We start from the raw sequence: 24,690 nt of genomic DNA on the forward strand, positions 1-24,690 counted from the left end.
TCACTTTCCTGCCGTCGTTTCGATTTCCCGCACGGGCAGCCTGTGGCCGGAAACGGATGCGCCGGCATTCTTCGCCATTGTCAGGAACGGGATTGCCGCCAGAAGGTTGGCGATGGCGATGATCATGAAGGCAGTATGGAAGTTGTCGAGTTGCAGCGGCCCGCCGCTGAGCGAGGTCTCGATTTCGAGGATCGCGCCGGCAACGGCCACGCCGAGCGCCAGGCTGATCTGCTGCAGAACCGCGCTCATCGATGTCGCCTTGCTGGCATCCGCATCGTCGATATCGGCAAACGACAGTGCGTTGACGCTGGTGAAGAAGAACGAGCGGGCAAAACCGGCGATCAAGAGAATGGTGACCATCACCAGATAGGGCGTTGCCGGCGTGAAGAAGCCGTTGGCGAAGGTGGTGACCGCTGCAATGATGGCGGCGATGATCAGCGTCGTGCGGAAGCCGGCGAAGGCGAGCACGCGGCGCGCATAGAATTTGGTGGTGATCGCGCCGACCGCGCCGATGAAGGTGATCATCCCGGACTGGAACGGGTTGAGGCCGAAACCGACCTGCAGCATCAGCGGCATCAGGAAGGGCACCGCGCCGACGGAAATGCGGAATACCGTGCCGCCGATCTGGGCGGCGCGAAACGCGCTGTCCTGAAACAGTTTGAGGTCGAGGATCGGGTGCGGATGGCTTCGGGCATGGACGATGTAAAGCAGGGTGGCGATCACACCCGTGATGACCGAGCCGATACCGATGATCGGCGGCAGCGCCGGCAGGCTGATGACCGACAGGCCGAAGACGACGCCGGATGCGGCGATGCCGCCGAGCAGGAAGCCGACAATGTCGACCGGCGGCGGATTGCGGGGTTCCATGTGGGGCAGGTAGATGCCGGAGAGGATATAGCCGGCGATGCCGACAGGCACGTTGATCAGGAAGATCCAGTGCCAGGAGAAATAGGTGGTGATGAAGCCGCCGAGCGGCGGCCCGGCAAGCGGCCCCACCAGCGCCGGGATCGTGAGCAGCGCCATGGCCGAGACGAGCTCGCTGCGCGGTGCGCTGCGCACCAAGACGAGGCGGGCGACGGGCGTCATCATCGCACCGCCCATGCCCTGCAGGAACCGTGACAGCACGAAGGCGAGCAGGCTGTCGGAGATGGCGCAAAGGATTGAACCAGCGATGAAGACGAGGATCGCCGCGCGAAAGATCTTCTTGGCGCCGAAACGGTCGGCCATCCAGCCGCTCAAGGGGATGAAGATCGCCAGCGACACCATATAGGCGGTCAGCGCCAGCTTGAGCGTGATCGGCCCGACGCCGATGTCGCGGGCGATAGCCGGCAGCGATGTCGAAATGACGGTGGAATCCATCTGCTCCATGAAGAGCGCGACGGCTAGGATCATCGGGACGATACGGTTCATGCGAATTTGCCTTGGGCGTGGTCAGCGTCAGCTCGGCTCCAAGCTAGCGCTTGCGATGGCTTTGTCGGGACCAAACCGACGATTGTGGATCAAAAGCCTGTGATCCCGCCTGTCCGTTGCTGTCAAGACGCTAGTTCTGGCCGGGTGATGGAACCGAAGCTGCGATTTCGGGAGAAAATGATGACGAGCGACATGTCGATGAACCGCCGCACCTTGATGACGGCGGGGACAACGGGTGTATTGGCGGCACCCTCAATCATGGTGGGATCTGCCGCAGCGCAGGAAAAAGCGGACAACCGGAACATGCAATCAGCACAAACGCCCATCCGGGCTCTCAAACTCGGCGCGCTCAAGGTTGTTGTCATCAGCGACGGCACGCGCGTCTCTGCCAGGCCGCATGAGACCTACGGCACGAACCAGTCGGAACAGGCCGTATCCGAATTGCTGGCCAAGAATTTTCTTCCAACCGACGCGCTGCTCAACAGCTATTCGCCTGTTCTCGTCGATACCGGGAGCGAGGTGATCCTGTTCGACACCGGCCTGGGCGAAGCCGGACGGGAAGCGGGTTCCGGCCGCCTCATCGACGGCATCCGCGCGGCTGGCTACGCGCCCGAGCGCGTCTCCGTGGTGGTGCTGACGCATATGCACGGCGACCATATCGGCGGCCTGATGGAGGGCGGCAAGCCGGCCTTTGCCAATGCCCGTTATATCATCGGCGAGGCCGAATATGCCTTCTGGAAGGACCCGGCCCGGGTCGGCACGCCGGCCGAGGGTGGCCATAAGGGTGTGCTGGAAAAGGTCGTGCCGCTCGCCGAGAAGGCGACGTTCATCGGCGACGGCGCCGACGTGGCGCCGGGCATTTCGGCGATGGCTGCCTTCGGCCATTCCCCCGGACACATGGTGTTCCGTCTCGAATCGGACGGCAAGGCGATGATGCTGACGGCCGATACCGCCAATCATTATGTCCTGTCGCTGCAGCGGCCGGACTGGGAGGTGCGCTTCGACATGGACAAGGCAGCGGCTGCCGTCTCGCGCCGCAAGGTCTTCGACATGATTGCGAACGAAAGACTGCCCTTCATCGGCTACCACATGCCATTCCCGGCCGTCGGTTTCGTGGAAGTGCACGACCAGGGCTATCGCTTCGTGCCGGCGAGCTACCAGCTCGATATCTGAGCTTTGCGGACGGGCAAAAATGTTGCCATGCAACAACAATGGGTCGAGCCCGGGACATTTCCCGGGCTTTGCTATTTTCATCCTGACATATCCGTGTTACGAGCCCTCGCCAACTTCCAAGAAAAGCTTTGAAGTCACCCGGTGGGCAAATCGCAGCCCGTTTCCCGGGGATTTTCGTTTATTGAAGGGAATTGGCCATGGCGCGTATCATCGAAACGGCAACCGGTCTGGAGGCTCTGACCTTCGACGACGTTCTGCTCCAGCCCGGGCATTCCGAAGTCATGCCGGGACAGACGAACATCTCTACCCGCATCGCGCAGGATATCGACCTCAACCTCCCGATCCTTTCCTCGGCCATGGATACCGTGACCGAAGGACGCCTGGCGATCGCCATGGCACAGGCCGGCGGCATCGGCGTCATCCACCGCAACCTGACGCCGGTCGAGCAGGCCGAAGAGGTCCGCCAGGTCAAGAAGTTCGAAAGCGGCATGGTCGTCAATCCGGTGACGATCGGTCCCGATGGCACCCTGGCGGACGCCCTCGGCCTGATGAAGATCCATGGCATTTCCGGTATCCCGGTCGTTGAAAACGGCGGCAACGGTGGCCAGAAGCAGGGCCGTCTCGTCGGTATCCTCACCAATCGCGACGTGCGTTTCGCCTCCGATCCGAACCAGAAGATCTACGAGTTGATGACGCGTGAAAACCTCATCACCGTCAAGGAAAGCGTCGACCAGCAGGAGGCCAAGCGCCTGCTGCACATGCACCGCATCGAAAAGCTTCTGGTCGTCGACGGCGACGGCCGTTGCGTCGGCCTCATCACCGTCAAGGACATCGAGAAGTCGCAGTTGAACCCCAACGCCTCCAAGGATGCGCAGGGCCGTCTTCGCGCCGCCGCCGCCATCTCCGTCGGCGATGATGGCTTCGAGCGCGCCGAACGTCTGATCGACGCCGGCGTCGACCTTATTGTTGTCGATACCGCGCACGGCCATTCGCAGCGCGTTCTCGATGCGGTCACCCGCGTCAAGACGCTGTCGAACTCGGTTCGCATCATGGCCGGCAACGTCGCCACCGCTGATGGCACCAAGGCGTTGATCGACGCCGGTGCCGATGCGGTCAAGGTGGGTATCGGTCCGGGCTCGATCTGCACCACGCGTATCGTGGCCGGCGTCGGCGTTCCGCAGCTGGCCGCGATCATGGCTGCTGTCGAAGCCGCTCAGGCCGCGGACATTCCCGTCATCGCCGACGGCGGTATCAAGTTCTCGGGCGACCTGGCCAAGGCGATCGCCGCCGGCGCTTCCGCCGTCATGGTCGGTTCGCTGCTTGCCGGTACCGACGAAAGCCCAGGTGAAGTGTTCCTCTACCAGGGCCGCTCGTTCAAGGCCTATCGTGGCATGGGTTCCGTTGGCGCGATGGCGCGGGGCTCGGCCGACCGCTATTTCCAGGCCGAAGTGCGCGACACGCTGAAGCTCGTACCGGAAGGCATCGAAGGCCAGGTTCCCTACAAGGGCCCTGTGTCCGGCGTTCTGCATCAGCTCGCCGGCGGCCTCAAGGCGTCGATGGGTTATGTCGGCGGCGCGACGATCAAGGACTATCAGGAGCGCGCCACCTTCGTGCGCATCTCCGGCGCCGGCCTTCGGGAAAGCCATGCGCATGATGTCACCATCACCCGCGAAAGCCCGAACTATCCGGGCTCGCACTAAGAGTCCTCCCGGGGGCGCCGGCCGGCGCCCCCGTTTTTCCTGATGGGGGGTGCCATCCGGCGCCCCCGTTTTCCTGTTTGGTTGTGTCGAGTGGAGTAAGAGCGGTGACGGGCTTCGAGATCTTCCGGCCGATGGTGGCGCATGTGCTGCTCGTTTTCGTCCTCTATGCCCTGCTGTCGATCCGCCGCGTCGGTCTCGTGCGGGCCGGCAAGGTTTCGGTTTCGCAGTTTCGCGAGAACCGCGACGAGCCGGGCGAGAGCCTGGTCGTCCGCAACAGCATCGCCAACCAGTTCGAACTGCCGGTGCTTTTCCACGTCTGCTGCGTGCTTCTCTACATCACCGAGGCTGACAATATCGTCTCGCTGGCGCTCGCCTGGGTGTTCATTGCTTCGCGCTATCTGCATGCCTTCGTCCATGTCACCAGCAACCGCATCCGCTACCGCCGACCGCTGTTCATGGTCGGCGTGGCTGCACTCGGTGGGATGTGGATCTGGCTTTCCGTCTGGATGGCGATGAACTGATGGCTGCGTGTTTCCTTAAATCGCAGCCGGTTTCAGGACAAAACAGGCAGCAATTCAAAACGCTACAGCGACCTCTGCGCGTCTGGTAAGACGCGCGGCGCTTTGGGTCGGGTGCCGCTCCGGCACGACTGACGCAAATCTGCGACACTTTCCGACATGAACTTCGCGCCTTGATGCGTATCAAGTACCCGTCACGACTTTGCGGATAGTCTGGCTGTCGTTAGCGTAGCTTTGTCGCTGGCGCCTCGCGTGCCCGGCAAAGGCCTTTGCGCCGACGTCGAACAAGACAGCATCGGAGATCGATATGACCGCAACGATGAAAGCCGCCGTGGTGCGCGAATTCCGCAAGCCGCTCGTGATCGAGGAAATGCCGATACCAGTGCCCGGTCCCGGCCAGGTGCTGATCAAGTTTCAGGCGACCGGCGTCTGCCATACCGACCTGCATGCGGTGAACGGTGACTGGCCGGTAAAACCCAATCCACCATTCATCCCCGGCCACGAGGGCGTCGGTTATGTCGCCAAGCTCGGCTCCGGCGTCAAGCGGCTGAAGGAAGGCGACCGCGTCGGCGTGCCGTGGCTGCACACCGCCTGCGGTGGTTGCACGCCATGCCGGACCGGATGGGAGACGCTCTGCGGCAGCCAGCAGAACACCGGCTATTCGGTCAACGGCACGTTCGCGGAGTATGGCCTGGCCGATCCGGACTTTGTCGGCCGGCTGCCTGATAAGCTCGAGTTCGGCCCGGCGGCGCCCGTCCTTTGCGCCGGCGTCACGGTTTACAAGGGTCTCAAGGAAACGGAAGTGCGCCCCGGCGAATGGGCGCTGATCTCCGGCATCGGCGGTCTCGGTCACATGGCGGTTCAATACGCCAAGGCCATGGGCATGCATGTCGCAGCCGTCGATATCTTCCCCGACAAGCTGGCGCTGGCGGGAAAGCTGGGCGCCGATCTCGTCGTCGATGCGCGCGACAAGGATGCGGTCGAGCAGGTGCAGAAGGCGACCGGCGGCGTGCACGGCGCGCTGGTGACGGCCGTGGCACCCAAGGCGATGGAGCAGGCCTTCAACATGCTGCGCTCCAAGGGAACGATGGCGTTGGTCGGTCTGCCGCCTGGCCAGATGTGCGTGCCGATCTTCGATACGGTCCTGAAGCGCATCACCATCCGCGGCTCTATCGTCGGCACCCGCCAGGACCTCGAGGAGTCACTGGAGTTTGCGGGCGAGGGCAAGGTCGCCTCCCACTTCACCTGGGACAAGATCGAGAACATCAACGCCATCTTCCAGCGCATGGAAGAGGGCAAGATCGATGGCCGCATTGTGCTTGATCTCGCCGGCTGATCCGCCTGCTGCGAAGTGTGCCTTTCCGCCAAGCGGTAACGCAAGTTTGTATGTTCGATGCCGCCCGCTGACCTATTCTGTCGCGGGCGGTAATCTTTCGCGCTGCCGCCACTGCATAATTCCTTAAATCGGAACCGATTTGTGGGAGAAATCATGCAGCGAGTTTAAAGCCTTACAGCGCCCTTGGCGCACCATATCTAACGCGCGGCGCTGTTGAGGAGAAGAAACCGAAGGAGGCCGTCATGAACAAACCCGTCATCACGCAGGCAATGATCGACGCTTACGACGAGTACACCCATCTCAGTCTTGATCGCCGCCGTTTCATGGAAACGCTGACCGCACTTGCCGGCTCTGCCGCGGCCGCAGCATCAATTGCCCCCTTGCTTGCTGCTAGCAGCGCCAAGGCCGAAATGATCGCAGATACCGACAATCGCATCATCGGCGAGGACATTTCCTATCCCGGCGCCGACGGCGACATGAAGGGCTATCTGGTCCGCCCGGCAAACATGACCGGAAAGCTGCCGGCCGTCATCGTCATCCACGAGAACCGCGGGCTCAATCCACATATTCGCGATGTCGCCCGCCGCATGGCGCTCGAGGGCTTCATCGCGCTCGCCCCGGATTTTCTGTCGCCATCGGGCGGCACGCCGGCGGATGAGGACAAGGCACGCGAGATGATCGGCGCGCTCGATGCCGCCGAAACCAATGCGGATGCTGTGGCAACCGTCGCATTCCTCGAAGAGCACGCGCAGTCGACCGGCAAGGTCGGCGCCATCGGCTTTTGCTGGGGCGGTGGACTGGTCAATCGGCTTGCGGTCAATGCGCCCGATCTCAAGGCGGGTGTCGCCTATTATGGCGCGCAGCCCAAGGCCGAGAACGTGCCGAAGATCAAGGCGGCGCTGTTGCTGCATTATGCCGGCCTCGACGAACGCATTAATGCGGGTATCGAAGCCTATCGCAAGGCGCTGACCGACAATGGCAAGGACGCGACGATCTATGTCTATGACGGCGTCAACCACGCCTTCAACAACGACACGTCGGCCGCCCGCTACGACAAGGCCGCAGCCGATCTTGCCTGGAGCCGCACTGTCGAATTTCTGAAGGCGAAGCTCGGCTAGAGCAATTCCAGGAAGAGTGTGAAACGGTTTCCCGTCCGGAATTGCGTTATTTCAACGAGTTAGATCATTTCACTGTTTCGATGAAACAGTGAAATGATCTAGCCGCTCACGCCTATGAAGGCGGCGCGATCAGCAGCGCTACCTTGTAAGCGGGGAGAAGAGGCGGGCACTGGGTCCGCCTCTTCCCTCCCGTCTCGTTTCGCGTAAAAAAGGCCGCGCCTCCCACGGGAAGCGCGGCCTTTTTGCTAAGTGTCGAAAAATGCTTACCAGCCCGGCAGCATGTGGCTTTGCCGCAGCCGCGGATAGCGCGGAAAACCCTTGATATCGCCGTCGATGTCGTCGTTGACGGTGATCGGCGTGATGTTGTCCAGGCAGGCGGTGATGTGGTTGGTGATCGCATTCGATAGCGATGGCGACAGACCCGGCCGCTTCATGATGCCGATCTGCACTGGAGCCAGCGCCGGGAAGCCGTCCGCAAGCGTCAGCACCTTCATGCCCGGACGCAGCGCCGATTCCGGCAGGACCGAAACCGCCATGCCGGCAAGCACGGCGGCCGCGACCACGGTCGAGGACCAACTGGTAAACAGGATCTGGTATTCCTTGCCGGTCGCATCGAGCGCGGCGCAGGCCGCCTGCCGCCACTGGCAGTCGCGTCGGCCGACCGCAAGCGGGATTGGCGCATTTTCCGGCAGCGGATGGTTGATCGAACTTACCCAACAGAGCGGCTCTGTGCGCACCACGTCCGAGGCTCGGGCACGTGGATTGTGCGTAACCAGTGCGATGTCGAGATCGCCCTTGGCCATCTTCTCCGCAAGATCCACCGAAGGTTCGCAGATGATGTAGAGCTCGACGTTCGGATGCGTCTTGGCAAACCGCACGATGATCTCCGGCATGTAGCGGTCGGCATAGTCATCAGGCGTGCCGATGCGCAGCGTGCCCTCGAGGCGATTGTCGTCGAAGGAGGCCATCGCCTCGTTGTTGAGACGGATCATCCGGCGGGCGAAGTTGAGCAGCCGGTCACCCTCGACGGTCAGGCGGTTGCCGCGCCCGTCCTTCATGAACAACGGCTTGCCGATGCGCTCTTCCAGGCGCCGCATCTGCATGGATACGGCCGACTGTGTCTTGAAAACCCGGTCGGCGGCCTTGGTGAAGCTGCCCGTGTCGGCGATCGCGACAAAGGTTTGCAGCTGATCAATGTCAAGCGGTGCGGACATGGCCGTGATACACCCATAAGATTGTTTGATGAATATCATTAAAAACATTCGTTGGACTGATCAATAAGGATTTGCGATCTATCAGGGGCAAATTTCATTGATCCCGGCCGGCACAGGTGCCGGCTAATCCCAACTTCCCTGGCCCACCCCTGCGTTTGACCTCGCGCAGGGGACGGGTCCCTTCGTGCCTGAAAAAAGGAGTACCGTCATGCGCACGACCGACCACGTCCTCGACCTCGTTGCCGGAAAGCAGGCCTATGCCTCCCGCGCCGCTGGCGTTATCGGCGTGATGACGGCTGCATGGCGCCTGTTTCGAAGCCGATGCCAGATTGCGCGTCTGAATGAGCTGGATGACCGCCAACTGCTCGATATGGGGCTACGGCGCGAAGATGTGCACGAGGCGATCACCTCGCCCTTCTTCGACAATCCCGCCAGCTATCTGACGCGTGCGTCGCGAAACCGCGTGAGCCTCTTCTACAAGGGGATCCGTCACGATTGATTTCCCTATGGCGCATCCCGCCGCTTGAGATGCGCCAGTCGAGCATGATCCGCGCAAGCTGCCGCCAACGCGGGTCATGCTACGAATTTCGAAGTTTCGGTGCTGCTGCCTCTATCGCGCGCCCAAACGTTCCCCGCAGGGTAGAGCCAATAGACCCTGCCGCTTGGCCCGGTACATGAACCAAGACATGTACCGGGCCTTTTTCTTTTCCAGCAGGTGCCGGATTGGTGAGGGTAGCGTCGTCGAGCGTTTCCGGTTTAGACGGAGTCGCAGAAACGCTCTATCTCTTTGTTTTTACGCATTTCCAGGCGGAAAACCACTTCGCACTTTTTCTGGAAATGCTCTAATCCAGCTCAGGCCTTGTCGCCGGTGCCGGTCTTGTAGCTGTCGAACAGCGCCTCGATGTTCTTCTGATATTCCTTCTGCATTTCCAGCCCGCTGTCGAACATGCTGTTCATCATCTGCGAAAACTGGGCGACGGCAGGATTGTCAGCAGCCGGCTTGGCTGTCGTGCCGGCGCCGGTCTGCATCATGTCCTGGAACGCCTTCATGAAGGGATTATCGGCGAAGAGGTCGGGCGCCTTGGCCTTCTCTTCTTTCTTGCCGGCACCGAAGAAGTCCTGCATCGCCTGCGTAAACGGATTGTCGAAGGGGTTGGCCTGCGGCTCCGGCTTCCTGGCAAGGCCGGCCGCCTGCATCCACTGCTGCATCATCGTTGCCATCGGATTGTTGGCAAAGGCGACGTTCGCGCCTGCAAACTGGCCCGTCGCCTGCTTGAACAGCCCGCCCATCAACGTATCGGCCATGGCCGGCAGCATCTGCTTGTAGATCTCCTGGCTGATGCCGGTGACCTGGGCTGCCTGGGCCGCGATCGCGCGCGACATTTCCTTGGAGCCGAAGAGCTGGCCGAGGATGCCGTTGCCGTCGGCCATGCCTTGCGGCGTGAATGCCTGGCTCACGTCCTCGAAGTATTTGGCATAGCTGCCGCTGGACATCGCCGTCAGCAGCGCGCCGAAATCGTAGGGGTTTGTGGTGTTGCGCTTGAAGGCGGCGGAAAAGGCCGGGAGCAGCGCTGCGGTAGCTTTCGCCATCTGCTCCTGCGCAAGCCCGAATTGTCGAGCCATCAGCTCCGTGGCCTGTCCGTTCTGCGCCTGCGTGAACATGTCAAAAAGCGGTGCCATCCCCGGTTCCCTTCGGCTGCTGCCTGATTCCTTAGATCGGAACGATTTAAGGGGAAAATGATGCAGCAAGTGTAAAGCGTGGCAGCGTCCTTTGCGCGTCATGTCTGATGCGCGGCGCTGCAAGCGACGCATATCGTTGCACTATACCGGGAAATTGGAGGCTGGAAACCGCTTTTTACTGCATAATTCCTTAAATCCGGCTCGATTTAAGGACGAAATTATGCAGCAAGTTTAAGCGGTTACAGCGTCCTTGGGCGCGTCATGCCTGACGCGCGGCGCTGTAATGGCAGGCTTACCGGCTCAGTACTGGTACTCGGCAAAGACCGGATCGACGGAGCCATTCCAGCGGCCGTTGTAGAGCGACAGCAGATCCTCGGCGAGCGTTGCCTTCTTGGCAAGCACTTCGTCGAGCGGTGCGAGGAACTGGCTTTCGTCGATGCCGTCGCCGTTCAGCCGGTTGCGTCGCTTCAGGCCGCCGCGCGAGATCGAAACGACTTCGCGGGCGATGTCGTAGAGGCTGCCGGCGCGGAATTTTGTGTTGAGCGCCTGGGCGGGCACTGTGTCACGCAGTGAGCCGACCTCCTCGAAGGTCCAGTCGCGCGTGAGTGCTTCGGCGGCAGAGAGCGCCTCGCCGTCGTAAAGCAGGCCGACCCAGAAGGCAGGCAGAGCGCAGATCCGACGCCAGGGGCCGCCGTCGGCGCCCCGCATCTCCAGGAAGCGCTTGAGGCGCACGTCGGGGAAGAGGGTCGAGAGATGATTGGTCCAGTCGCCCATGTTCGGCTGCCAGTCGGCGATCTCGCCCTTGAGCGCTCCGCCCATGAACTGACGGAAGGTGACATGGGTACAGTCGTGATAGTGGTCGTCGCGAACGACAAAATACATAGGCACGTCGAGCGCCCATTCGACATAGTCCGCAAAGCCGAAGTCCGGCTTGAAAGCGGAAGGCAGAAGGCCGGAGCGCTGGTTGTCTGTGTCGCGCCAGATATCGCCGCGCCAGGACAGGAGCCCGTTCGGCTTGCCATCGGTGAAGGGGGAGCTTGCAAACAGAGCGGTCGCCAGCGGCTGCAGCTTCAAGGACACCTGCATCTTGCGGCGCATGTCCTCTTCCGAGGAGAAGTCGAGGTTCACTTGGATCGTGCAGGTGCGATACATCATGTCGAGACCCTTGGTGCCGACCTTGGGCATGTAGCGGCTCATGATGCCATAGCGCGATTTCGGCATGCGCGGCGTTTCGTCAAACGTCCATTTCGGGCTGCCACCGATGCCGAGGAAGCGAATGCCGAGTGGCTCGGCCACTTCGCGCAGGACGGCGAGGTGCTGGTTCGATTCCTTGCAAGTCTGGTGGAGGTTTTCGAGTGGCGCACCGGAGAGCTCGAACTGACCGCCCGGCTCCAGCGAGATCGCCCCGTTGCCGGAATGCTCGGCAAGACCGATGATATTGCCCTCGTCAACGATCGGATCCCAGCCGCTCTTTGCAGCCATACCGTTGAGCAGCGCCTGGATGCTGGCGTCGCCGTAATAGGGCACGGGGCTGTTGTCCGCCTTAAAGAAGGCAAACTTTTCGTGCTCCGTTCCGATCCGGAACCGCTCCTCCGGTTTCGAGCCCTCCGCCAGATAAGCGGTCAGGTCAGCGACAGAGGTTACCGGCGTCTGGTCGGTGGTATCTCGGGCCATGAGCGTCTTCTTTTGCTTGAGCGGTTCCGCCGGTCAGCGGAAGTGGATGGGGCTGCTTGAACCGTATTCAGGTGCGGTGCAAGTCAATTTCTTTCAAGATCTGTTCAAAAAAAGTATGCGCCGCGCTTGCGTGCGAACGACCGGTTAGTGCCAATCACCGACCGTTGCCTGTATGACCGCCATGGCCGCAACCGCTGCGGTATCGGCCCTGAGAATGCGGGGGCCAAGAGGAATGGCGGTGACGAAATCGAGGCTGCGCAGCAGGCTTCGCTCGCTGTCGGAAAAACCGCCTTCGGGCCCGATCAGCAGTGCCAGCTTCTTTTCCTTAATGCCGTTCAGGATCGGTAGCGGATTCTGGCTGTTGCTGCCTTCGTCGCAGAAGATGATGCGCCGATCCGCGGGCCAACTTTGCAGCAGGTCCTCAAGCCGGCGGGGCTCTTCGACACTGGGTATGCCGAGCACGCCACATTGTTCCGCGGCCTCGACGACATTGGCGCGCACCCGGTCGAGGTTGCCGATCTTGCCCTGAACATGTTGCGTCATCACCGGCTGGAGCACCCCGGCGCCCATCTCGACGGCCTTCTGCACGAGGTAGTCGAGGCGGCCGACCTTTAGCGGTGCAAAGAGATAGACGAGATCGCAAGGTGCCGGCTGCGGACGTGTCTGCTCGACGGCAGTCAGGATCAGGCGCTTCTTGGTCGGGAGCGAAAGCTCGGCTCGCCATTCGCCGTCGCGGCCGTTGAACACGAGGACGGACCCGCCTTCCTCGTAGCGGAGCACGTTGATCAAATAGTTGAACTGTTCCTTGGTCGTCTCCTGGGTTGCACCGGCATGGAGTGCATGTTCCACGAACAGTCGCTGCATGCGAAAATTGGCGCGCATGTCGATTACCTCTAGATGAACAGGCTGGAAAGGATGAAGTAGACGACGGCCGAAAGCAGGGCCGAGGCCGGAACGGTGATGACCCAGGCGGCAACGATCGTCAGAAAATGCGAGCGGCGCACCAGTCGGCGGCGGCGGACCTCGGCAAAGTTGGTCTCGGTCGATCCCATGAAGTCTGCCTGCCCGGTCTTCTGGCGCACATATTCCAGGCGACGCTGCGAGTGCCGAGTATACCATTCGCGGAAGAAGCCGACGCCGAAGACGGCGCCGACCGCCGTGTGGGTCGAGCTGATCGGCAGGCCGAGGGCGGAGGCGAGCAGCACGGTTACCGCGGTTGCCAGCGCAACGCAGAAGGCGCGCATCGGATTGAGGCGGGTGATTTCCTGGCCGACGACGCGGATCAGCCGTGGGCCATAGAGCAGCAGGCCGAGCGATATGCCGATGGCGCCGATCGCAAGTTCCCAAAGCGGTGTTGGCGATCTCTCCGTGGTGATGACACCGTCGAGCGCGGACACGATCGCCGACAGCGGACCGATGGCGTTGGAAACGTCATTGGCGCCGTGTGCGAAGGAAAGCAGCGCAGCCGCCAGGATCAGCGGCGCACGAAACAGCTTGCGTAGCGACTGATTGCGGTTGTCGAGACCCTCCGACTGACGGCGAATCCACGGTTTGCTCAGGAAATAGACGACGATGCCGACGATCAGGCCGAGGCCGAGGCCCGTCACCAGCGAGATCGAGGCAACCTGCACCAGGGCGATCACCGCGAGATAGGCGGTAAAACAACCTGCCGTCACCCCGAGAAGCACGGGCATCCAGCGCCTGGCCGATGCGATCTTGTCCTCGCGGTAGATGATGAATTCCTTGAGAAGCGCAAGGAAGGCAGCGGCGATGACGCCGCCGAGAACAGGTGAAATCGACCAACTGGCGGTGATGCCGGCAAGTTCCCACCATTGCACGCTGGAGACGCCTGCAGCCGCAATGCCCGCTCCGACGATGCCGCCAATGATCGAATGGGTCGTTGAAACCGGCGCGCCGGAATAGGTGGCGATATTGATCCAGACGGCCGACGAGGCGAGCGCCGCCATCATCACCCAGACGATCGTCTGGGCCCCGAGAATGTCTTCTCCGTAAATGATGCCCGCCTCGACCGTCAGTGTCACCTGACGGCCGGCGAGCATCGCGCCAGCGATTTCGAAGACGGCGGCGATTGTCAGCGCCGTTACCATCGACATCGCCTTGGCGCCAACGGCCGCGCCGACGTTGTTGGTGACGTCGTTGGCGCCGATGTTCATCGCCATGTAGCCGGCGATCGCGGCTGCGGCGATGATGATCGGCGCGGTCGCCGAGTTCGTCACGAAGCTTGCGGCAAATGCCATGCTGAGCAGCAGGAACAGGAGAGCGAGGCCCGGGGCTGCCAGACCACGCATCACCTGCTGCGATGCCTCCTCGGCAAGGCTGAACTTGTCCAGATCCTTGTCGAGCGTCTGCTTTTCAAGGCGCGTGCGCGACTTTGGCAATGGCGGTCTCCCTTTTCACCATGGCCACTACTGCCACCGCGAAATGCTTTCAAGCGGAATTGATGATGTCTGCAAAGCTGTGCAAAAGATGGCCGAAGATATCGCCCGCGGTGGCTAGCCGGTGACGGCCTTGGGGACCGGCGAGGGCGGTGCCGCCACGCGGCGGCCGAAGGCGAGGATAAGCTCCTTCAGTGTCGGCTCTGCGACACGGCTGGCTGCCTCCTCGCAGCTGACCCATTCCAGCTTGCGCACACCTTCCTCGGGGAAGTGCTTGCAGAGATCGTCTACCTCGAGGGCATGCACCTGGACCTTGACCGAGATCTTCAGGCCGTGATCCATGCGCTTCTTGTAGAGATAGAAGCCGGCCGGGGCCTTCTGCACTCGGCCCTTGACGCCTGCCTCTTCATAGGCCTCGCGCTCGGCCACCTCGTGGGCACGCTTGCCTTGCATAGGCCATCCCTTGGGAATGACCCAGCGGCCGGTATCACGGCTGGTGATCAGCAGAATCTCGAGCGCCTTGGACTTCTTGCGAACACGGAAACAGAGCGCTGCATATTGCATGCGCGCCGGTCGACGCAGCATCAGCTGCACATCGGATGCGAGCCGGTTCAGGAAGTTCAAGGTCGTTTGCTCTCCTCTTAGCGAATCAGTGTTCGTTGGACGTTCCAGCCAGTATGCCAGCGTCGCGTTGCGTGTAAACGTCGCACCGTGTCGGCTGCCGGATATGCGGTCAGCTTCGCTGCAAACTGTGGTCCCGATGCGACAGAATATGGTGCTTTCGCGCCTGTTTTGCCAGCGGGGCGGCAACCGGGCGTTGGTCCCGGCTTCAGCTCGCCTGATCGCGCTGCTGGAGGCGCAGCCGCGCGATGCGCGCCCACTCGCCGGTGCGCTCGGCCTCGCGGGTGGAGGCGGCAACAAAATCGATATGGCTTTGGGCAGCGGCCTTGGCCGCTTTCGGGTCTCCGGCCATGATCGCGTCGTAGATTGCCTCGTGTTGCGCGAGCAGCCGGTCACGCGCCCCTGGCGCGTCGAAGACCGAATTGCGGTGAAAAAAGATCCCCTGCGTCAGCAGCCGGTAACAGGCGCGCAGCGTGTGCATGAGGATGATGTTGTGGGCGCTTTCGCCGATCGCCTGATGCAACTCGACGTCGGAGGCTAGTTCGTCGTTGAAGTCACCACTGCGGTGGGCGGTTCGCATTCGCTCGATAATGCGCGTGAGGATATCGCGGTCGAAATCCGTTGCGCGCGTTGCCGCCAGTTCCGCGGTCAAGCCTTCGAGTTCGCGGCGATATTCGAGATAATCCTGCGTCGCCTTGTGGTGGCGGCCGATCAGCTCGATCAGCGGCTTGGAGAAGACTTCGCCGACGACATCGGCAACGAAGGTACCGCCGCCGTGGCGGCTCTCGACGAGGCCGCGCGCCTCCAGTTCCTTCAACGCTTCGCGCAGGATCGGCCGCGACACGTCGAAACGCTTCGACAGTTCCCGTTCGCCCGGCAGCCTGTCGCCGTCGCGCAGGATGCCTTCGAGGATGAGAAGCTCGATCTGTTGGACAACCTCGTCCGCCGTGCGGCTGTGGCTGATGCGGGCATAGAGGTCGATCTGGTCTTCGGTCACGCTTGGGTCTCCCATGCGCCGCAATCTAGGCATCGGCAGCCAACTGGTCAATTTCCTTGTCCACTTTGGCCGCCCTGACAAAAGTCAAACTGCGGCAATGCGTCCTTTTGCTTTTGCTCATTCGGTTGATAAGAGAGTCATGATGAACGCGTGAGGGGGATAAAGCGCTTCATGGCAAAGGGAAGTTTTGCATTTCCGGTCGCGCCGATGCGAGCGCAGGCGCTGGGCGAGGTCCATTCGCGGCCTTACGCCCTGGTGGCGACGCCGCGCGTGATCTTTCAGCTCGCCTTCATGACCGAGGGCGGCTCGATCGTCGACCACGCCGTTCTGTCGGAATTGTCGCGTTCGCGTGGCATTGCGCCGCCTGGACGCGATGCCAACCATCATGCCATGGCCTGGGGGCAGGGCACGCTGCGCTGGGAACGGCATACGGAATTTTCGACCTATTTTTGGGACGGCCCGGCGCCGGAGCATTTCGGTGGCGAGGTGGCGATCCACCCATTCGGCGACGGCTTTTCGCCGCCCGGCTCGCTCATTTCGGGCATCCGCCTCGAGATCCGCGCGGACTCACCGGAGACCCGCGAGGCGATCAAGGCTTTCGACCCGACCAGCCTCTGTTACAGCGAGACGAAGAACGGCCAGGCGATCCTCGTCACTGACTTTCGCCAGAACGGTGACGGTCTGACGCAGATCCTGGTGATCGACCGCGGCATGACCGAGGCCGGCACCGGCGCGTTGATCCAGCGTCTGCTCGATATCGAAACCTATCGGACGCTGGCGATGGTCGGCCTGCCGTTGGCGCAATCACTGTCGCCGGAGATCCGCCGCACCGAAGACGGCCTGACGGCGATCACTCAGCGCATGAAGGAGAACGTCCGCGAAGAGGCGGACGACATGCTGGCGGAGATCACCCGGCTTGCGGCCGATCTGGAGGCGGGTGCTGCACTCAGCCTCTATCGCTTCGGCGCCAGCCGCGCCTATTACGGCATCGTCCAGGAGCGCATCCGCACCCTGGCCGAGACGGCGGTCCCCGGCTACGAGACGATCGGCACCTTTCTCGAGCGTCGGCTGGCGCCGGCAATGCGCACCTGCCAGTCGGTGGAGGAGCGGCAGGCGAACCTGTCGCGCAAGCTCGCCCGCGCCACCGCGCTCCTGCGCAGTTGGGTCGATGTCGAACTGGAGCGGCAGAACAGCGCCCTTTTGAACTCGATGGATCGGCGCGCGAAGTTGCAGCTGCGGCTGCAGCAGACTGTCGAGGGTCTGTCGGTTGCCGCGATCTCCTATTACGTCGTCGGTCTGTTCGGCTATCTCGCCAAGGCGGTCAGCCATGAGCTGCCGATCGATCCCGGTCTGTTGACCGGACTTGCCGTGCCCTTCGCGGTCGCCGTCGTCTGGCTCATCGTTCGCCGCATCCGCCACCATCACGGCGACGGCGAGCACAAATAGCGCCTATCGTTCCCAATAGGGGACAGGCCCGTAGAGGCCGGCGAGATGATCGATGAACAGGCGCACCTTGGCCGGCAGGAACTGGCGGCTCGGGTAGACGGCCGATAGCGTCAGGTTCTTCGAGCCCTCCCATTGCGGCAGCACCTGCACCAGCTGGCCGCTGCGCAGCTCCGGGCCGATATCCCAGGTGGAGCGGAGCGCGATGCCGGCGCCGGCGATCACCGCCGCCCGGACGATTTCAGAGGAATTGGTCACCAGCGGCCCTTCGGGGTGCCAGACGAGCGATCCCTCCGGCCCTTCGAGCTTCCAGTTGTCGTTGTTGTGGGCGGGCAGGCAGAAATGCCGGGCGAGGTCGCCAATCTCGTTCGGGGCGCCGTTGCTGGCAATGTAGTCCGGCGAGGCGCAGAGCAGCCGGCGGACCGGCGCGAGCTTGCGCGCTACCAGGCTCGAATCGGTCAGCTCACCGATGCGCACGGCCATGTCGAAGCCCTCGGCGACGATATCGGTAAAGTCGTCGGTGAGCACGATGTGCAGCTTGAGATCCAGATGGTCCTTCATGAAGCCGGTCAGATGCGGCGCGATATGCATGCGGCCAAAGGAGGTCGGCGCCGAAATGCGAAGCACGCCCTGCGCCTGCGACGAGCGTCCTGAGGCATAGGCTTCCGCCTCTTCGATGCCCGTGAGGATGCCGAGCACGCGGTCGTAGAAGCCCTGGCCCGCCTCGGTTAGCGAGATCTGCCGGGTGGTGCGCTGCAACAGGCGCGTGCCCAGCCGGTCTTCCAGCCGCTTGATCCGTTTGGAGATGACCGCGGGGGAAAATCCGAGCGCCCGCCCTGCTGCCGACATACTGCCGGAGGAAACGACGCGTGCAAAAATCTCAAGATCGCCTAAATTCGTCATCAATCGTTGCCATTGTTTCCGAAATGGAAAAGCTCGATAGCATTTGCGAGGGGGCTATCCTAGTGGTAAAGAAAATGAACCAATTGACATATGGGCGGAGGATTTGATGGCGGAAACGATCGGCTTTCTGCAGCCAAGGCCGGCCGTCATCGCCCGGCGCCGCGAGATCGCTGCTGACCTGGCAGACCTGCTGCCATCAGGCTGCCTCATCAGCGACGAGCGCGGCTTAAAGCCGTTCGAGACCGATGCCTTCATCGCCTATCGCCGCATGCCGCTTGCCGTCGCCCTGCCCGAGACGACCGAACAGGTGGCAGCGGTGCTTAAATATTGCAGCCGCTACGGCATTCCCGTCGTGCCGCGTGGCGCCGGCACCTCTTTGTCCGGCGGCGCCATCCCCCAGGAAGACGCTGTGGTAATCGGCCTCTCGAAGATGTCGCGCATCCTCGATATCGACTTCTTCAACCGCACCGCGACGGTCCAGGCCGGTGTGACCAATCTCAATATTTCCGAAGCCGTTTCCGCCGATGGCTTCTTCTACGCGCCGGATCCGAGTTCGCAGCTTGCCTGCACCATCGGCGGCAATATCGGCATGAATTCCGGCGGCGCCCATTGCCTGAAATACGGCGTCACCACCAACAATCTGCTGGGCGTGAAGATGGTGCTGTTCGACGGCACGATCATTGATCTCGGCGGCAAGGCGTTCGATGCGGCCGGCTACGATCTGCTCGGCCTTGTCTGCGGCTCGGAGGGGCAGCTCGGCATCGTTACCGAGGCAACCGTGCGGCTGATCGCCAAGCCCGAGGGCGCCCGCCCGGTGCTGTTCGGCTTTGCCTCCTCTGAAGCCGCCGGCGCCTGCGTCGCCGACGTCATCGGTTCCGGCATCATCCCCGTCGCCATGGAATTCATGGACAAGCCGGCAATCGAGATCTGCGAAGCCTTTGCCCATGCCGGCTATCCGCTGGATGTGGAGGCGCTACTGATCGTCGAGGTGGAGGGCTCGGAGGCCGAGATGGACGCGATGCTCGCAAGCATCATCGACGTTGCCCGGCGCCACGGCGTTACCACAATCAAGGAAAGCCAATCGGCGCTCGAGGCGGCGCTGATCTGGAAGGGCCGCAAATCGGCGTTCGGCGCAACCGGACGCATCGCCGACTATATCTGCATGGACGGCACCGTGCCGCTCAGCCAGCTTTCCCACGTTCTGCGCCGCACCGGCGAGATCGTCGCTTCCTACGGTCTGCGCGTCGCCAATGTCTTTCACGCCGGCGACGGCAACATGCATCCGCTGATCCTCTACAACATCAACGACCCCGATGATGCGGCACGCGCCGAAAGCGCCGGCAACGACATCCTGAAGCTTTGCGTCGATGCCGGCGGATGCCTGACCGGCGAACATGGCGTCGGTATCGAGAAACGCGATCTCATGCTGCATCAGTTCACCCAGACCGATCTGGACCAGCAGATGGCGGCGCGCGCCGCCTTCGATCCACAATGGATCCTGAACCCGTCCAAGGTCTTTCCGCTCGAAGGACGCCCCGCCGCATGATCGTGCATTTCGAGCCTGCGAGCGAAGAGGGGATCGCAACCGTGGTTCGGGCGATGGCCGCGGAAAGGGCGTCGCTTACCGTCATCGGCGGCGGCACGCGCTCCGGCCTCGGCAACCCCGTGCGCGCCGACCGGGTGCTGTCCACCCGCCGTCTCTCAGGTATTGTCAGCTACAACCCGGCGGAAATGACCGTCAGCGCGCTCGCCGGGACGCCGCTTGCCGAGGTCGAGGCGGCCCTTGCCGAAAACCGGCAGATGCTGTCATTCGAACCGATGGACCACCGCCCGATCTTTGCAACGACCGGCGAACCGACGATCGGCGGGGTTTTCGCGGCCAATGTCTCGGGGCCGAGGCGCCTCATCGCCGGTGCCGCTCGCGACAGCCTGCTCGGCGTCCGTTTCGTCAATGGCAGGGGCGACGCGATCAAGGCTGGCGGCCGGGTGATGAAGAACGTCACCGGCCTCGATCTGGTAAAACTTTTGGCGGGCTCGCACGGAACGCTTGGAATTCTGACCGAGGTGACATTCCGCGTGCTGCCGAAGCCGCCAGCCTGCGAAACCGTCGTGGTCTCGGGCTTGAACGATGCCGAGGCGGCGGCCGTGATGGCAGAAGCCATGGCGCAAACGGTCGAGGTATCAGGTGCGGCGCATCTGGCCGAGAGCGTCCGCGGCCGGTTCATCGCCGGCGGCCTGCCCGATGGCGCAGCAACCGTTCTTCGGCTGGAAGGCTTGCAGGCCTCGGTCTCGATCCGCGCGGAAAAACTGTCGAAGGCGCTCGAAAAGTTCGGTCCGGTATCGCGGCTCGATGCGGAGCAGACGGCGGCGCTCTGGTTGGAGATCCGCGATGTGAAGCCCTATGCAGATGGCACGGATCGCCCGCTCTGGCGTGTCTCGGTTGCGCCTTCGGCCGGCCACCAACTGGTTGCCGCGTTGCGCCTGCAAACGGGTGTCGATGCCTTTTATGACTGGCAGGGCGGACTTGTGTGGCTGCGCATGGAGGCCGATCCGGAGGCGGCGCTGGTGCGCCGCTATATCAAGGCGCTTGGCGGCGGCCATGCGAGCCTCGTTCGCGCAGCTGACGGCTTTCGCGCGACCATTCCATCGTTCGAGCCGCAACCCGCGCCGGTGGCGCTGTTGAGCGAGCGCGTCCGGGAAAAGTTCGATCCACAGCGGATCTTCAATCCGGGCCGGATGCAGGCCGTCTCCTGAGGCACGGGGAAATGACGAGAGAGGGAGGTATCGATGAGTGACAATGGTCCGCAGGCTCCGCCTCCCAGAGAGACCGATCGCTGGCTGGAGCCCGGGAAGGTCAACGTCCAGGTCATTTATGTGCTCTATCTCGTCGCTTTCGCCGTGGGGATCACGTCTGTCATCGGCGTCGTGCTTGCTTATCTCAACCGCGGCAAGGGTGCGCCCTGGGTCCAGACACACTATACTTGGGCGATCCGCACCTTCTGGATTGCGCTGTTGTTCGGTCTCATCTCGGCGCTGCTGATGGTGTTGCTGATCGGGTTTTTAGGGTTTATCGCCACCGCGGTCTGGATCGTCGTGCGCTGTGTCGTCGGCCTGCAACGCGCCGCTCGCGAGGAGCCGATCAGCAATCCGGAAAGCTGGATGATCTAAACCGTGTGGCGCAAAAGTGTGTAGCGGTTTTGCGACAGCGACATGGGAAAACAAGAGCTTGAAATGCGGTAAGCGATCAGAGATCGCAACGCGCGTGAGGGGCAGAGCCCCGATACTGGAGTAGCCGCTTGCAAACGAACTTTACGCCCGCGCAGCTTGCCGATCCGCATGTGGCCGAATCCGAGGCCATCCTGCGCAAATGCGTGCATTGCGGTTTTTGCACCGCCACCTGTCCCACCTATGTGACGCTTGGCGACGAGCTCGATAGCCCGCGTGGCCGCATCTATCTCATCAAGGATATGCTGGAGAACAGTCGGCCGGCCGACACCGAAACCGTGACGCATATCGACCGCTGTCTGTCCTGTCTCGCCTGCACCACCACGTGTCCGTCAGGCGTCGACTACATGCATCTCGTTGATCATGCCCGTGTTCATATAGAGAAGACCTACAAGCGGCCATTGAAGGATAGGCTGGCCCGCGCCGTGCTGGCGCAAGTCCTGCCCTATCCCTCGCGTTTTCGCCTTGCCTTGAAGGCGGCCGCTTTCGGAAGGCCCTTTGCCAGGGTTCTGAAAAAGGTGGCGGCGCTCAAGACCTTCGGAGTGATGCTCGATCTGGCGCCGAAGGCGGTGCCGGAGCCCTCGGCGACCGCGATCACGGGCACCCATGCCGCCAGCGGCAAGCGCGTCGGCCGCGTTGCGCTGCTGAACGGTTGCGCGCAACCGGTACTGAAGCCGGAGATCAACGAGGCAACCATCCGCCTCCTTACCCGTCTCGGCATAGAGGTGGTCGTCTCGGCAGGCGAGGGCTGTTGCGGCGCGCTGGTGCATCACATGGGGCGGGAGGGCCAGGCGCTCGACGCGGCCCGGCGCAATGTCGATGCCTGGCTGAGCGTGGCAGACGAAGGTAGTCTCGATGCGATCATCATCACCGCATCCGGCTGCGGCACGACGATCAAGGATTATGGCCACATGCTGCGCCTCGACCCCGCCTATGCGGAAAAGGCAGCAAGGGTCTCGGCCATGGCGAAGGACATCACCGAATACCTGTCGACTCTGGATCTTCCAGTGCAGGATCCGCGCGGCATGACCGTGACCTATCATTCCGCCTGCTCCATGCAGCACGGCCAGAAGATCACCATGGCGCCGAAGCAACTGTTAAAACAGGCGGGGTTCGTCGTGCGCGATCCCGCAGAAGGCCATCTCTGTTGCGGCTCGGCCGGCACCTACAACATCCTGCAGCCGGAGATCTCGCAGAAGCTCAAGGACCGCAAGGTCAAGAACCTCGCGGCGACGAAGCCCGACGTGATCGCCACCGGCAATATCGGCTGCATCACCCAGATCGCGACCGGCACGGCGATCCCGATCGTCCACACGGTCGAACTGCTCGACTGGGCCTATGGCGGCGCGAAACCGGCTGGATTGTGAAACGAAAAATGCCGGCGCGATGGCGCCGGCATTGGTTTTTCTGGGCTATTTCTGGCGAGCGTATCAGCCGCCAAAGATCTGGCGGAAGATATCGACGCCGCGATCGTTGAAGTAGGTATCGCCGGTCTTGCTGCCGGGTCCGATGACGATCACCTTGGTGCCGACGTCGGCCCGGTCGTAGAGGTGCTCGATGTCGTTATTCATCATGCGGATGCAGCCCGAAGACATATTCTGGCCGATCGTCCACGGCTGGTTGGTGCCGTGGATGCGGAAGATCGTGTCGCGGCCGCCCTTATAGAGATACATGGCACGCGCGCCGAGCGGGTTGTCGATGCCGCCTTCCTGCGTGATCGGCAGGATGCGGCCCTTGGCGGCTTCGCGGCGGCGCATTTCTTCCGGCGGCGTCCAGGTCGGCCATTCAGCCTTGCGGCCCACCTTCACCACGCCTGACCAGCCGAAGCCTTCACGACCGACGCCGATACCGTATCGGGTCGCGCGGTTCGGACCGTCGATGTAGTAGAGAAACTTGTTGTTGGTATCGACAATGATCGTGCCGGGGGCTTCGTCGGTGCTGAAGCGAACCTTGGTGCGCCAGAATTGCTTCGGCGGCTTTTTCTGCGTCGCGACAAGGACGATATCACTGCTCTTGGGAGTGGTTCCGGATGTCGGCGCGGGCGTGAAAGCCTGGGCATTGGCGGCGGCAAGAATAGCGCTGGTCGCGATGGCGATCGCGACCAATTTGCTGGCATGACGTTTCATATACGATTCCCTCTAAGCCCTCGTTACATCAAGGCTATGCAAATTGGCCCGAAGTTCAAGCCCGGGATACATCCGATAGACCGAACATGGTCACGGATTTTGTATCTTTAAGCCCGTCTGTTGCCTGAAGATCACGACCAGGCAACAGCAAAACGTATGGGGAGAGGGAAATATTCTATGTCCGGCGCCAATTATATGACGATAACCTTGGTGCCGACATTCACCCGTTCATAGAGATCGACGACGTCCTCGTTGCGCATGCGGATGCAGCCTGAGGAGACCGCGTAACCGATCGTCCAGGGCGCATTGGTGCCGTGGATGCGGTAAAGCGTCGAGCCGAGATACATGGCGCGTGCGCCAAGCGGATTTTCCGGGCCGCCGTCCATGCGGGCCGGCAGGTAGTGCCCCTTGGCGGCTTCGCGCGAGATCATTTCCGTCGGCGGCGTCCAGCTCGGCCATTCCGCCTTGCGGGTGACCTTATGAGCGCCGGCCCATTCGAACCCCGGCTTGCCGACGCCGACACCGTAGCGCCGTGCCTGACCATTACCGGCGACAAGGTAGAGGAAACGATTGTTGGTATCGATGACGATCGTGCCTGCCTTTTCCTTGCCGTCGTAGGCAACTGTCTGCGGCAGATACTGCGGGTCGAACTTAGACTTGACGGGACGCTGGGCGCGGGTGGCGTTGACCGGTTGTACCAGCGGGGCGCCGACGCGGCGTTTTGCCTGCGGCTTCACGGTCAGGCCCTGATAATACTGTTTTCGGGTGGTGGTCGGTATCTGCTGGCGGTAGATGACCCGGCGCGCCTGTTGCGGCTGGCCGCCGAGCTGCATCACCCACGGGGCGGTCAGGTCTGGGCTGACGATCACCGGCGGCCGGTTCTGGTACCGGTCCTGGGCCTGCGCCTGGCCGGCGACGAGGGTGAGGATGGATGCGGCTACAACAAGGGATTTTTTCAACATCGGACGGACTCGCTACCTTTCGCCGAAACGTATCAAAATGGGGCGCGGCCAGCCGGAGAACGGGTCTCCAGGACGGACGGCATGCGCCTTGGCAATGGGGCGATCGTGTCATCGCGGCGCCACGGAATGGTAAACGGCAGCCCGCGAAAGGGAGGAAGCGCCGATAAAGCTTTGGGTAAGGTTATCCGTCGCTT

General features: G+C 62.3%; 22 protein-coding genes. 11 read left to right on the top strand and 11 right to left on the bottom strand.

What is annotated here, in order from left to right; translation table 11 throughout:
* Entirely contained in the window at nucleotides 1-1,410 is a 1,410-nt protein-coding gene (locus J3R84_RS02025) for a DHA2 family efflux MFS transporter permease subunit (protein WP_025426026.1), read from the bottom strand.
* A gap of 180 nt (nucleotides 1,411-1,590) precedes the next feature.
* Between J3R84_RS02025 and J3R84_RS02030 the strand changes: the two genes are divergently transcribed.
* From J3R84_RS02030 to J3R84_RS02050, 5 genes are all read left to right on the top strand, one after another.
* A complete protein-coding gene (locus tag J3R84_RS02030) occupies nucleotides 1,591-2,583 on the top strand; it encodes an MBL fold metallo-hydrolase (RefSeq protein WP_025426027.1) in 993 nt (330 codons plus the stop codon).
* 197 nt (nucleotides 2,584-2,780) lie between these two features.
* Nucleotides 2,781-4,283: an IMP dehydrogenase gene (gene guaB / locus J3R84_RS02035; protein ID WP_025426028.1), complete on the top strand. Its 1,503-nt coding sequence runs from the start codon at nucleotides 2,781-2,783 to the stop codon at nucleotides 4,281-4,283.
* A 104-nt stretch (nucleotides 4,284-4,387) separates the two neighbouring features.
* A complete protein-coding gene (locus J3R84_RS02040; RefSeq protein ID WP_025426029.1) occupies nucleotides 4,388-4,804 on the top strand; it encodes an MAPEG family protein in 417 nt (138 codons plus the stop codon).
* 304 nt (nucleotides 4,805-5,108) lie between these two features.
* Nucleotides 5,109-6,137, top strand: a complete 1,029-nt coding sequence (adhP, locus tag J3R84_RS02045) for an alcohol dehydrogenase AdhP (RefSeq protein ID WP_025426030.1) — start codon at nucleotides 5,109-5,111, stop codon at nucleotides 6,135-6,137.
* Between the two features lie 242 nt (nucleotides 6,138-6,379).
* Entirely contained in the window at nucleotides 6,380-7,255 is an 876-nt protein-coding gene (locus tag J3R84_RS02050) for a dienelactone hydrolase family protein (protein WP_025426031.1), read from the top strand.
* A gap of 263 nt (nucleotides 7,256-7,518) precedes the next feature.
* On the opposite strand, the gene J3R84_RS02055 is transcribed toward J3R84_RS02050, so the two are convergent.
* Nucleotides 7,519-8,469 (bottom strand): LysR substrate-binding domain-containing protein, encoded by a 951-nt coding sequence (locus tag J3R84_RS02055; protein ID WP_025426032.1) that lies wholly within the window; start codon nucleotides 8,467-8,469, stop codon nucleotides 7,519-7,521.
* 208 nt (nucleotides 8,470-8,677) lie between these two features.
* Here J3R84_RS02055 and J3R84_RS02060 point away from each other — a divergent pair, with 208 nt between their 5' ends.
* The gene (locus J3R84_RS02060) at nucleotides 8,678-8,968 is read left to right on the top strand and encodes a YjiS-like domain-containing protein (protein WP_057211569.1); all 291 of its coding nucleotides are present in this window, start codon (nucleotides 8,678-8,680) and stop codon (nucleotides 8,966-8,968) included.
* Between the two features lie 353 nt (nucleotides 8,969-9,321).
* On the opposite strand, the gene J3R84_RS02065 is transcribed toward J3R84_RS02060, so the two are convergent.
* From J3R84_RS02065 to J3R84_RS02090, 6 genes are all read right to left on the bottom strand, one after another.
* A complete protein-coding gene (locus tag J3R84_RS02065; RefSeq protein WP_057211571.1) occupies nucleotides 9,322-10,149 on the bottom strand; it encodes a DUF937 domain-containing protein in 828 nt (275 codons plus the stop codon).
* Nucleotides 10,150-10,449: 300 nt separating this feature from the next.
* Nucleotides 10,450-11,823 (bottom strand): glutamate--cysteine ligase, encoded by a 1,374-nt coding sequence (locus tag J3R84_RS02070; RefSeq protein ID WP_025426035.1) that lies wholly within the window; start codon nucleotides 11,821-11,823, stop codon nucleotides 10,450-10,452.
* A 144-nt stretch (nucleotides 11,824-11,967) separates the two neighbouring features.
* Nucleotides 11,968-12,705 carry a 16S rRNA (uracil(1498)-N(3))-methyltransferase gene (locus J3R84_RS02075; RefSeq protein WP_025426036.1) on the bottom strand — a complete coding sequence of 246 codons (738 nt, stop codon included), beginning with the start codon at nucleotides 12,703-12,705 and terminating at the stop codon, nucleotides 11,968-11,970.
* A gap of 11 nt (nucleotides 12,706-12,716) precedes the next feature.
* A complete protein-coding gene (locus tag J3R84_RS02080; RefSeq protein ID WP_025426037.1) occupies nucleotides 12,717-14,222 on the bottom strand; it encodes an inorganic phosphate transporter in 1,506 nt (501 codons plus the stop codon).
* Between the two features lie 114 nt (nucleotides 14,223-14,336).
* Entirely contained in the window at nucleotides 14,337-14,843 is a 507-nt protein-coding gene (locus J3R84_RS02085) for an NUDIX hydrolase (RefSeq protein ID WP_025426038.1), read from the bottom strand.
* A 205-nt stretch (nucleotides 14,844-15,048) separates the two neighbouring features.
* Complete coding sequence (locus J3R84_RS02090; RefSeq protein WP_025426039.1) at nucleotides 15,049-15,837, bottom strand: FadR/GntR family transcriptional regulator; 789 nt, start codon at nucleotides 15,835-15,837, stop codon at nucleotides 15,049-15,051.
* Between the two features lie 171 nt (nucleotides 15,838-16,008).
* Here J3R84_RS02090 and J3R84_RS02095 point away from each other — a divergent pair, with 171 nt between their 5' ends.
* Nucleotides 16,009-17,283, top strand: coding sequence for a DUF3422 family protein (locus J3R84_RS02095; protein ID WP_203527657.1), 1,275 nt, complete (start codon nucleotides 16,009-16,011; stop codon nucleotides 17,281-17,283).
* A gap of 3 nt (nucleotides 17,284-17,286) precedes the next feature.
* Here J3R84_RS02095 and J3R84_RS02100 read toward each other — a convergent pair whose 3' ends face one another.
* Nucleotides 17,287-18,183 carry a LysR family transcriptional regulator gene (locus J3R84_RS02100; RefSeq protein WP_203527655.1) on the bottom strand — a complete coding sequence of 299 codons (897 nt, stop codon included), beginning with the start codon at nucleotides 18,181-18,183 and terminating at the stop codon, nucleotides 17,287-17,289.
* A gap of 106 nt (nucleotides 18,184-18,289) precedes the next feature.
* Between J3R84_RS02100 and J3R84_RS02105 the strand changes: the two genes are divergently transcribed.
* The 4 genes from J3R84_RS02105 to glcF all read left to right on the top strand — a co-directional run bounded on the left by J3R84_RS02105 (nucleotide 18,290) and on the right by glcF (nucleotide 22,775).
* On the top strand, nucleotides 18,290-19,729 hold the full coding sequence (locus J3R84_RS02105; protein WP_025426042.1) for an FAD-linked oxidase C-terminal domain-containing protein: 1,440 nt from the start codon (nucleotides 18,290-18,292) through the stop codon (nucleotides 19,727-19,729).
* On the top strand, nucleotides 19,726-20,937 hold the full coding sequence (gene glcE / locus J3R84_RS02110; RefSeq protein WP_057211572.1) for a glycolate oxidase subunit GlcE: 1,212 nt from the start codon (nucleotides 19,726-19,728) through the stop codon (nucleotides 20,935-20,937). The genes J3R84_RS02105 and glcE overlap by 4 nt, the downstream gene beginning before the upstream one ends.
* A gap of 33 nt (nucleotides 20,938-20,970) precedes the next feature.
* Nucleotides 20,971-21,351 (top strand): DUF4870 family protein, encoded by a 381-nt coding sequence (locus tag J3R84_RS02115; RefSeq protein ID WP_025426044.1) that lies wholly within the window; start codon nucleotides 20,971-20,973, stop codon nucleotides 21,349-21,351.
* 128 nt (nucleotides 21,352-21,479) lie between these two features.
* On the top strand, nucleotides 21,480-22,775 hold the full coding sequence (gene glcF, locus J3R84_RS02120; RefSeq protein WP_025426045.1) for a glycolate oxidase subunit GlcF: 1,296 nt from the start codon (nucleotides 21,480-21,482) through the stop codon (nucleotides 22,773-22,775).
* A 63-nt stretch (nucleotides 22,776-22,838) separates the two neighbouring features.
* Here glcF and J3R84_RS02125 read toward each other — a convergent pair whose 3' ends face one another.
* Together J3R84_RS02125 and J3R84_RS02130 are read right to left on the bottom strand one after the other, a co-directional pair.
* Nucleotides 22,839-23,534 carry a L,D-transpeptidase gene (locus J3R84_RS02125; protein WP_025426046.1) on the bottom strand — a complete coding sequence of 232 codons (696 nt, stop codon included), beginning with the start codon at nucleotides 23,532-23,534 and terminating at the stop codon, nucleotides 22,839-22,841.
* Between the two features lie 191 nt (nucleotides 23,535-23,725).
* Complete coding sequence (locus J3R84_RS02130) at nucleotides 23,726-24,496, bottom strand: L,D-transpeptidase (RefSeq protein WP_025426047.1); 771 nt, start codon at nucleotides 24,494-24,496, stop codon at nucleotides 23,726-23,728.
* Nucleotides 24,497-24,690 lie beyond the last annotated feature (194 nt).

This window comes from Ensifer canadensis (assembly GCF_017488845.2).
GTDB lineage: Bacteria > Pseudomonadota > Alphaproteobacteria > Rhizobiales > Rhizobiaceae > Ensifer > Ensifer canadensis.

Excerpts from the sequence above, each read along its gene's own strand:
- J3R84_RS02025 (WP_025426026.1), bottom strand. The coding sequence starts at position 1,410 with ATGAACCGTATCGTCCCGATGATCCTAGCCGTCGCGCTCTTCATGGAG.
- J3R84_RS02030 (WP_025426027.1), top strand. The coding sequence starts at position 1,591 with ATGACGAGCGACATGTCGATGAACCGCCGCACCTTGATGACGGCGGGG.
- guaB (WP_025426028.1), top strand. The coding sequence starts at position 2,781 with ATGGCGCGTATCATCGAAACGGCAACCGGTCTGGAGGCTCTGACCTTC.
- adhP (WP_025426030.1), top strand. The coding sequence starts at position 5,109 with ATGACCGCAACGATGAAAGCCGCCGTGGTGCGCGAATTCCGCAAGCCG.
- J3R84_RS02050 (WP_025426031.1), top strand. The coding sequence starts at position 6,380 with ATGAACAAACCCGTCATCACGCAGGCAATGATCGACGCTTACGACGAG.
- J3R84_RS02055 (WP_025426032.1), bottom strand. The coding sequence starts at position 8,469 with ATGTCCGCACCGCTTGACATTGATCAGCTGCAAACCTTTGTCGCGATC.
- J3R84_RS02060 (WP_057211569.1), top strand. The coding sequence starts at position 8,678 with ATGCGCACGACCGACCACGTCCTCGACCTCGTTGCCGGAAAGCAGGCC.
- J3R84_RS02065 (WP_057211571.1), bottom strand. The coding sequence starts at position 10,149 with ATGGCACCGCTTTTTGACATGTTCACGCAGGCGCAGAACGGACAGGCC.
- J3R84_RS02070 (WP_025426035.1), bottom strand. The coding sequence starts at position 11,823 with ATGGCCCGAGATACCACCGACCAGACGCCGGTAACCTCTGTCGCTGAC.
- J3R84_RS02075 (WP_025426036.1), bottom strand. The coding sequence starts at position 12,705 with ATGCGCGCCAATTTTCGCATGCAGCGACTGTTCGTGGAACATGCACTC.
- J3R84_RS02095 (WP_203527657.1), top strand. The coding sequence starts at position 16,009 with ATGGCAAAGGGAAGTTTTGCATTTCCGGTCGCGCCGATGCGAGCGCAG.
- J3R84_RS02100 (WP_203527655.1), bottom strand. The coding sequence starts at position 18,183 with ATGACGAATTTAGGCGATCTTGAGATTTTTGCACGCGTCGTTTCCTCC.
- J3R84_RS02105 (WP_025426042.1), top strand. The coding sequence starts at position 18,290 with ATGGCGGAAACGATCGGCTTTCTGCAGCCAAGGCCGGCCGTCATCGCC.
- glcE (WP_057211572.1), top strand. The coding sequence starts at position 19,726 with ATGATCGTGCATTTCGAGCCTGCGAGCGAAGAGGGGATCGCAACCGTG.
- J3R84_RS02115 (WP_025426044.1), top strand. The coding sequence starts at position 20,971 with ATGAGTGACAATGGTCCGCAGGCTCCGCCTCCCAGAGAGACCGATCGC.
- J3R84_RS02125 (WP_025426046.1), bottom strand. The coding sequence starts at position 23,534 with ATGAAACGTCATGCCAGCAAATTGGTCGCGATCGCCATCGCGACCAGC.
- J3R84_RS02130 (WP_025426047.1), bottom strand. The coding sequence starts at position 24,496 with ATGTTGAAAAAATCCCTTGTTGTAGCCGCATCCATCCTCACCCTCGTC.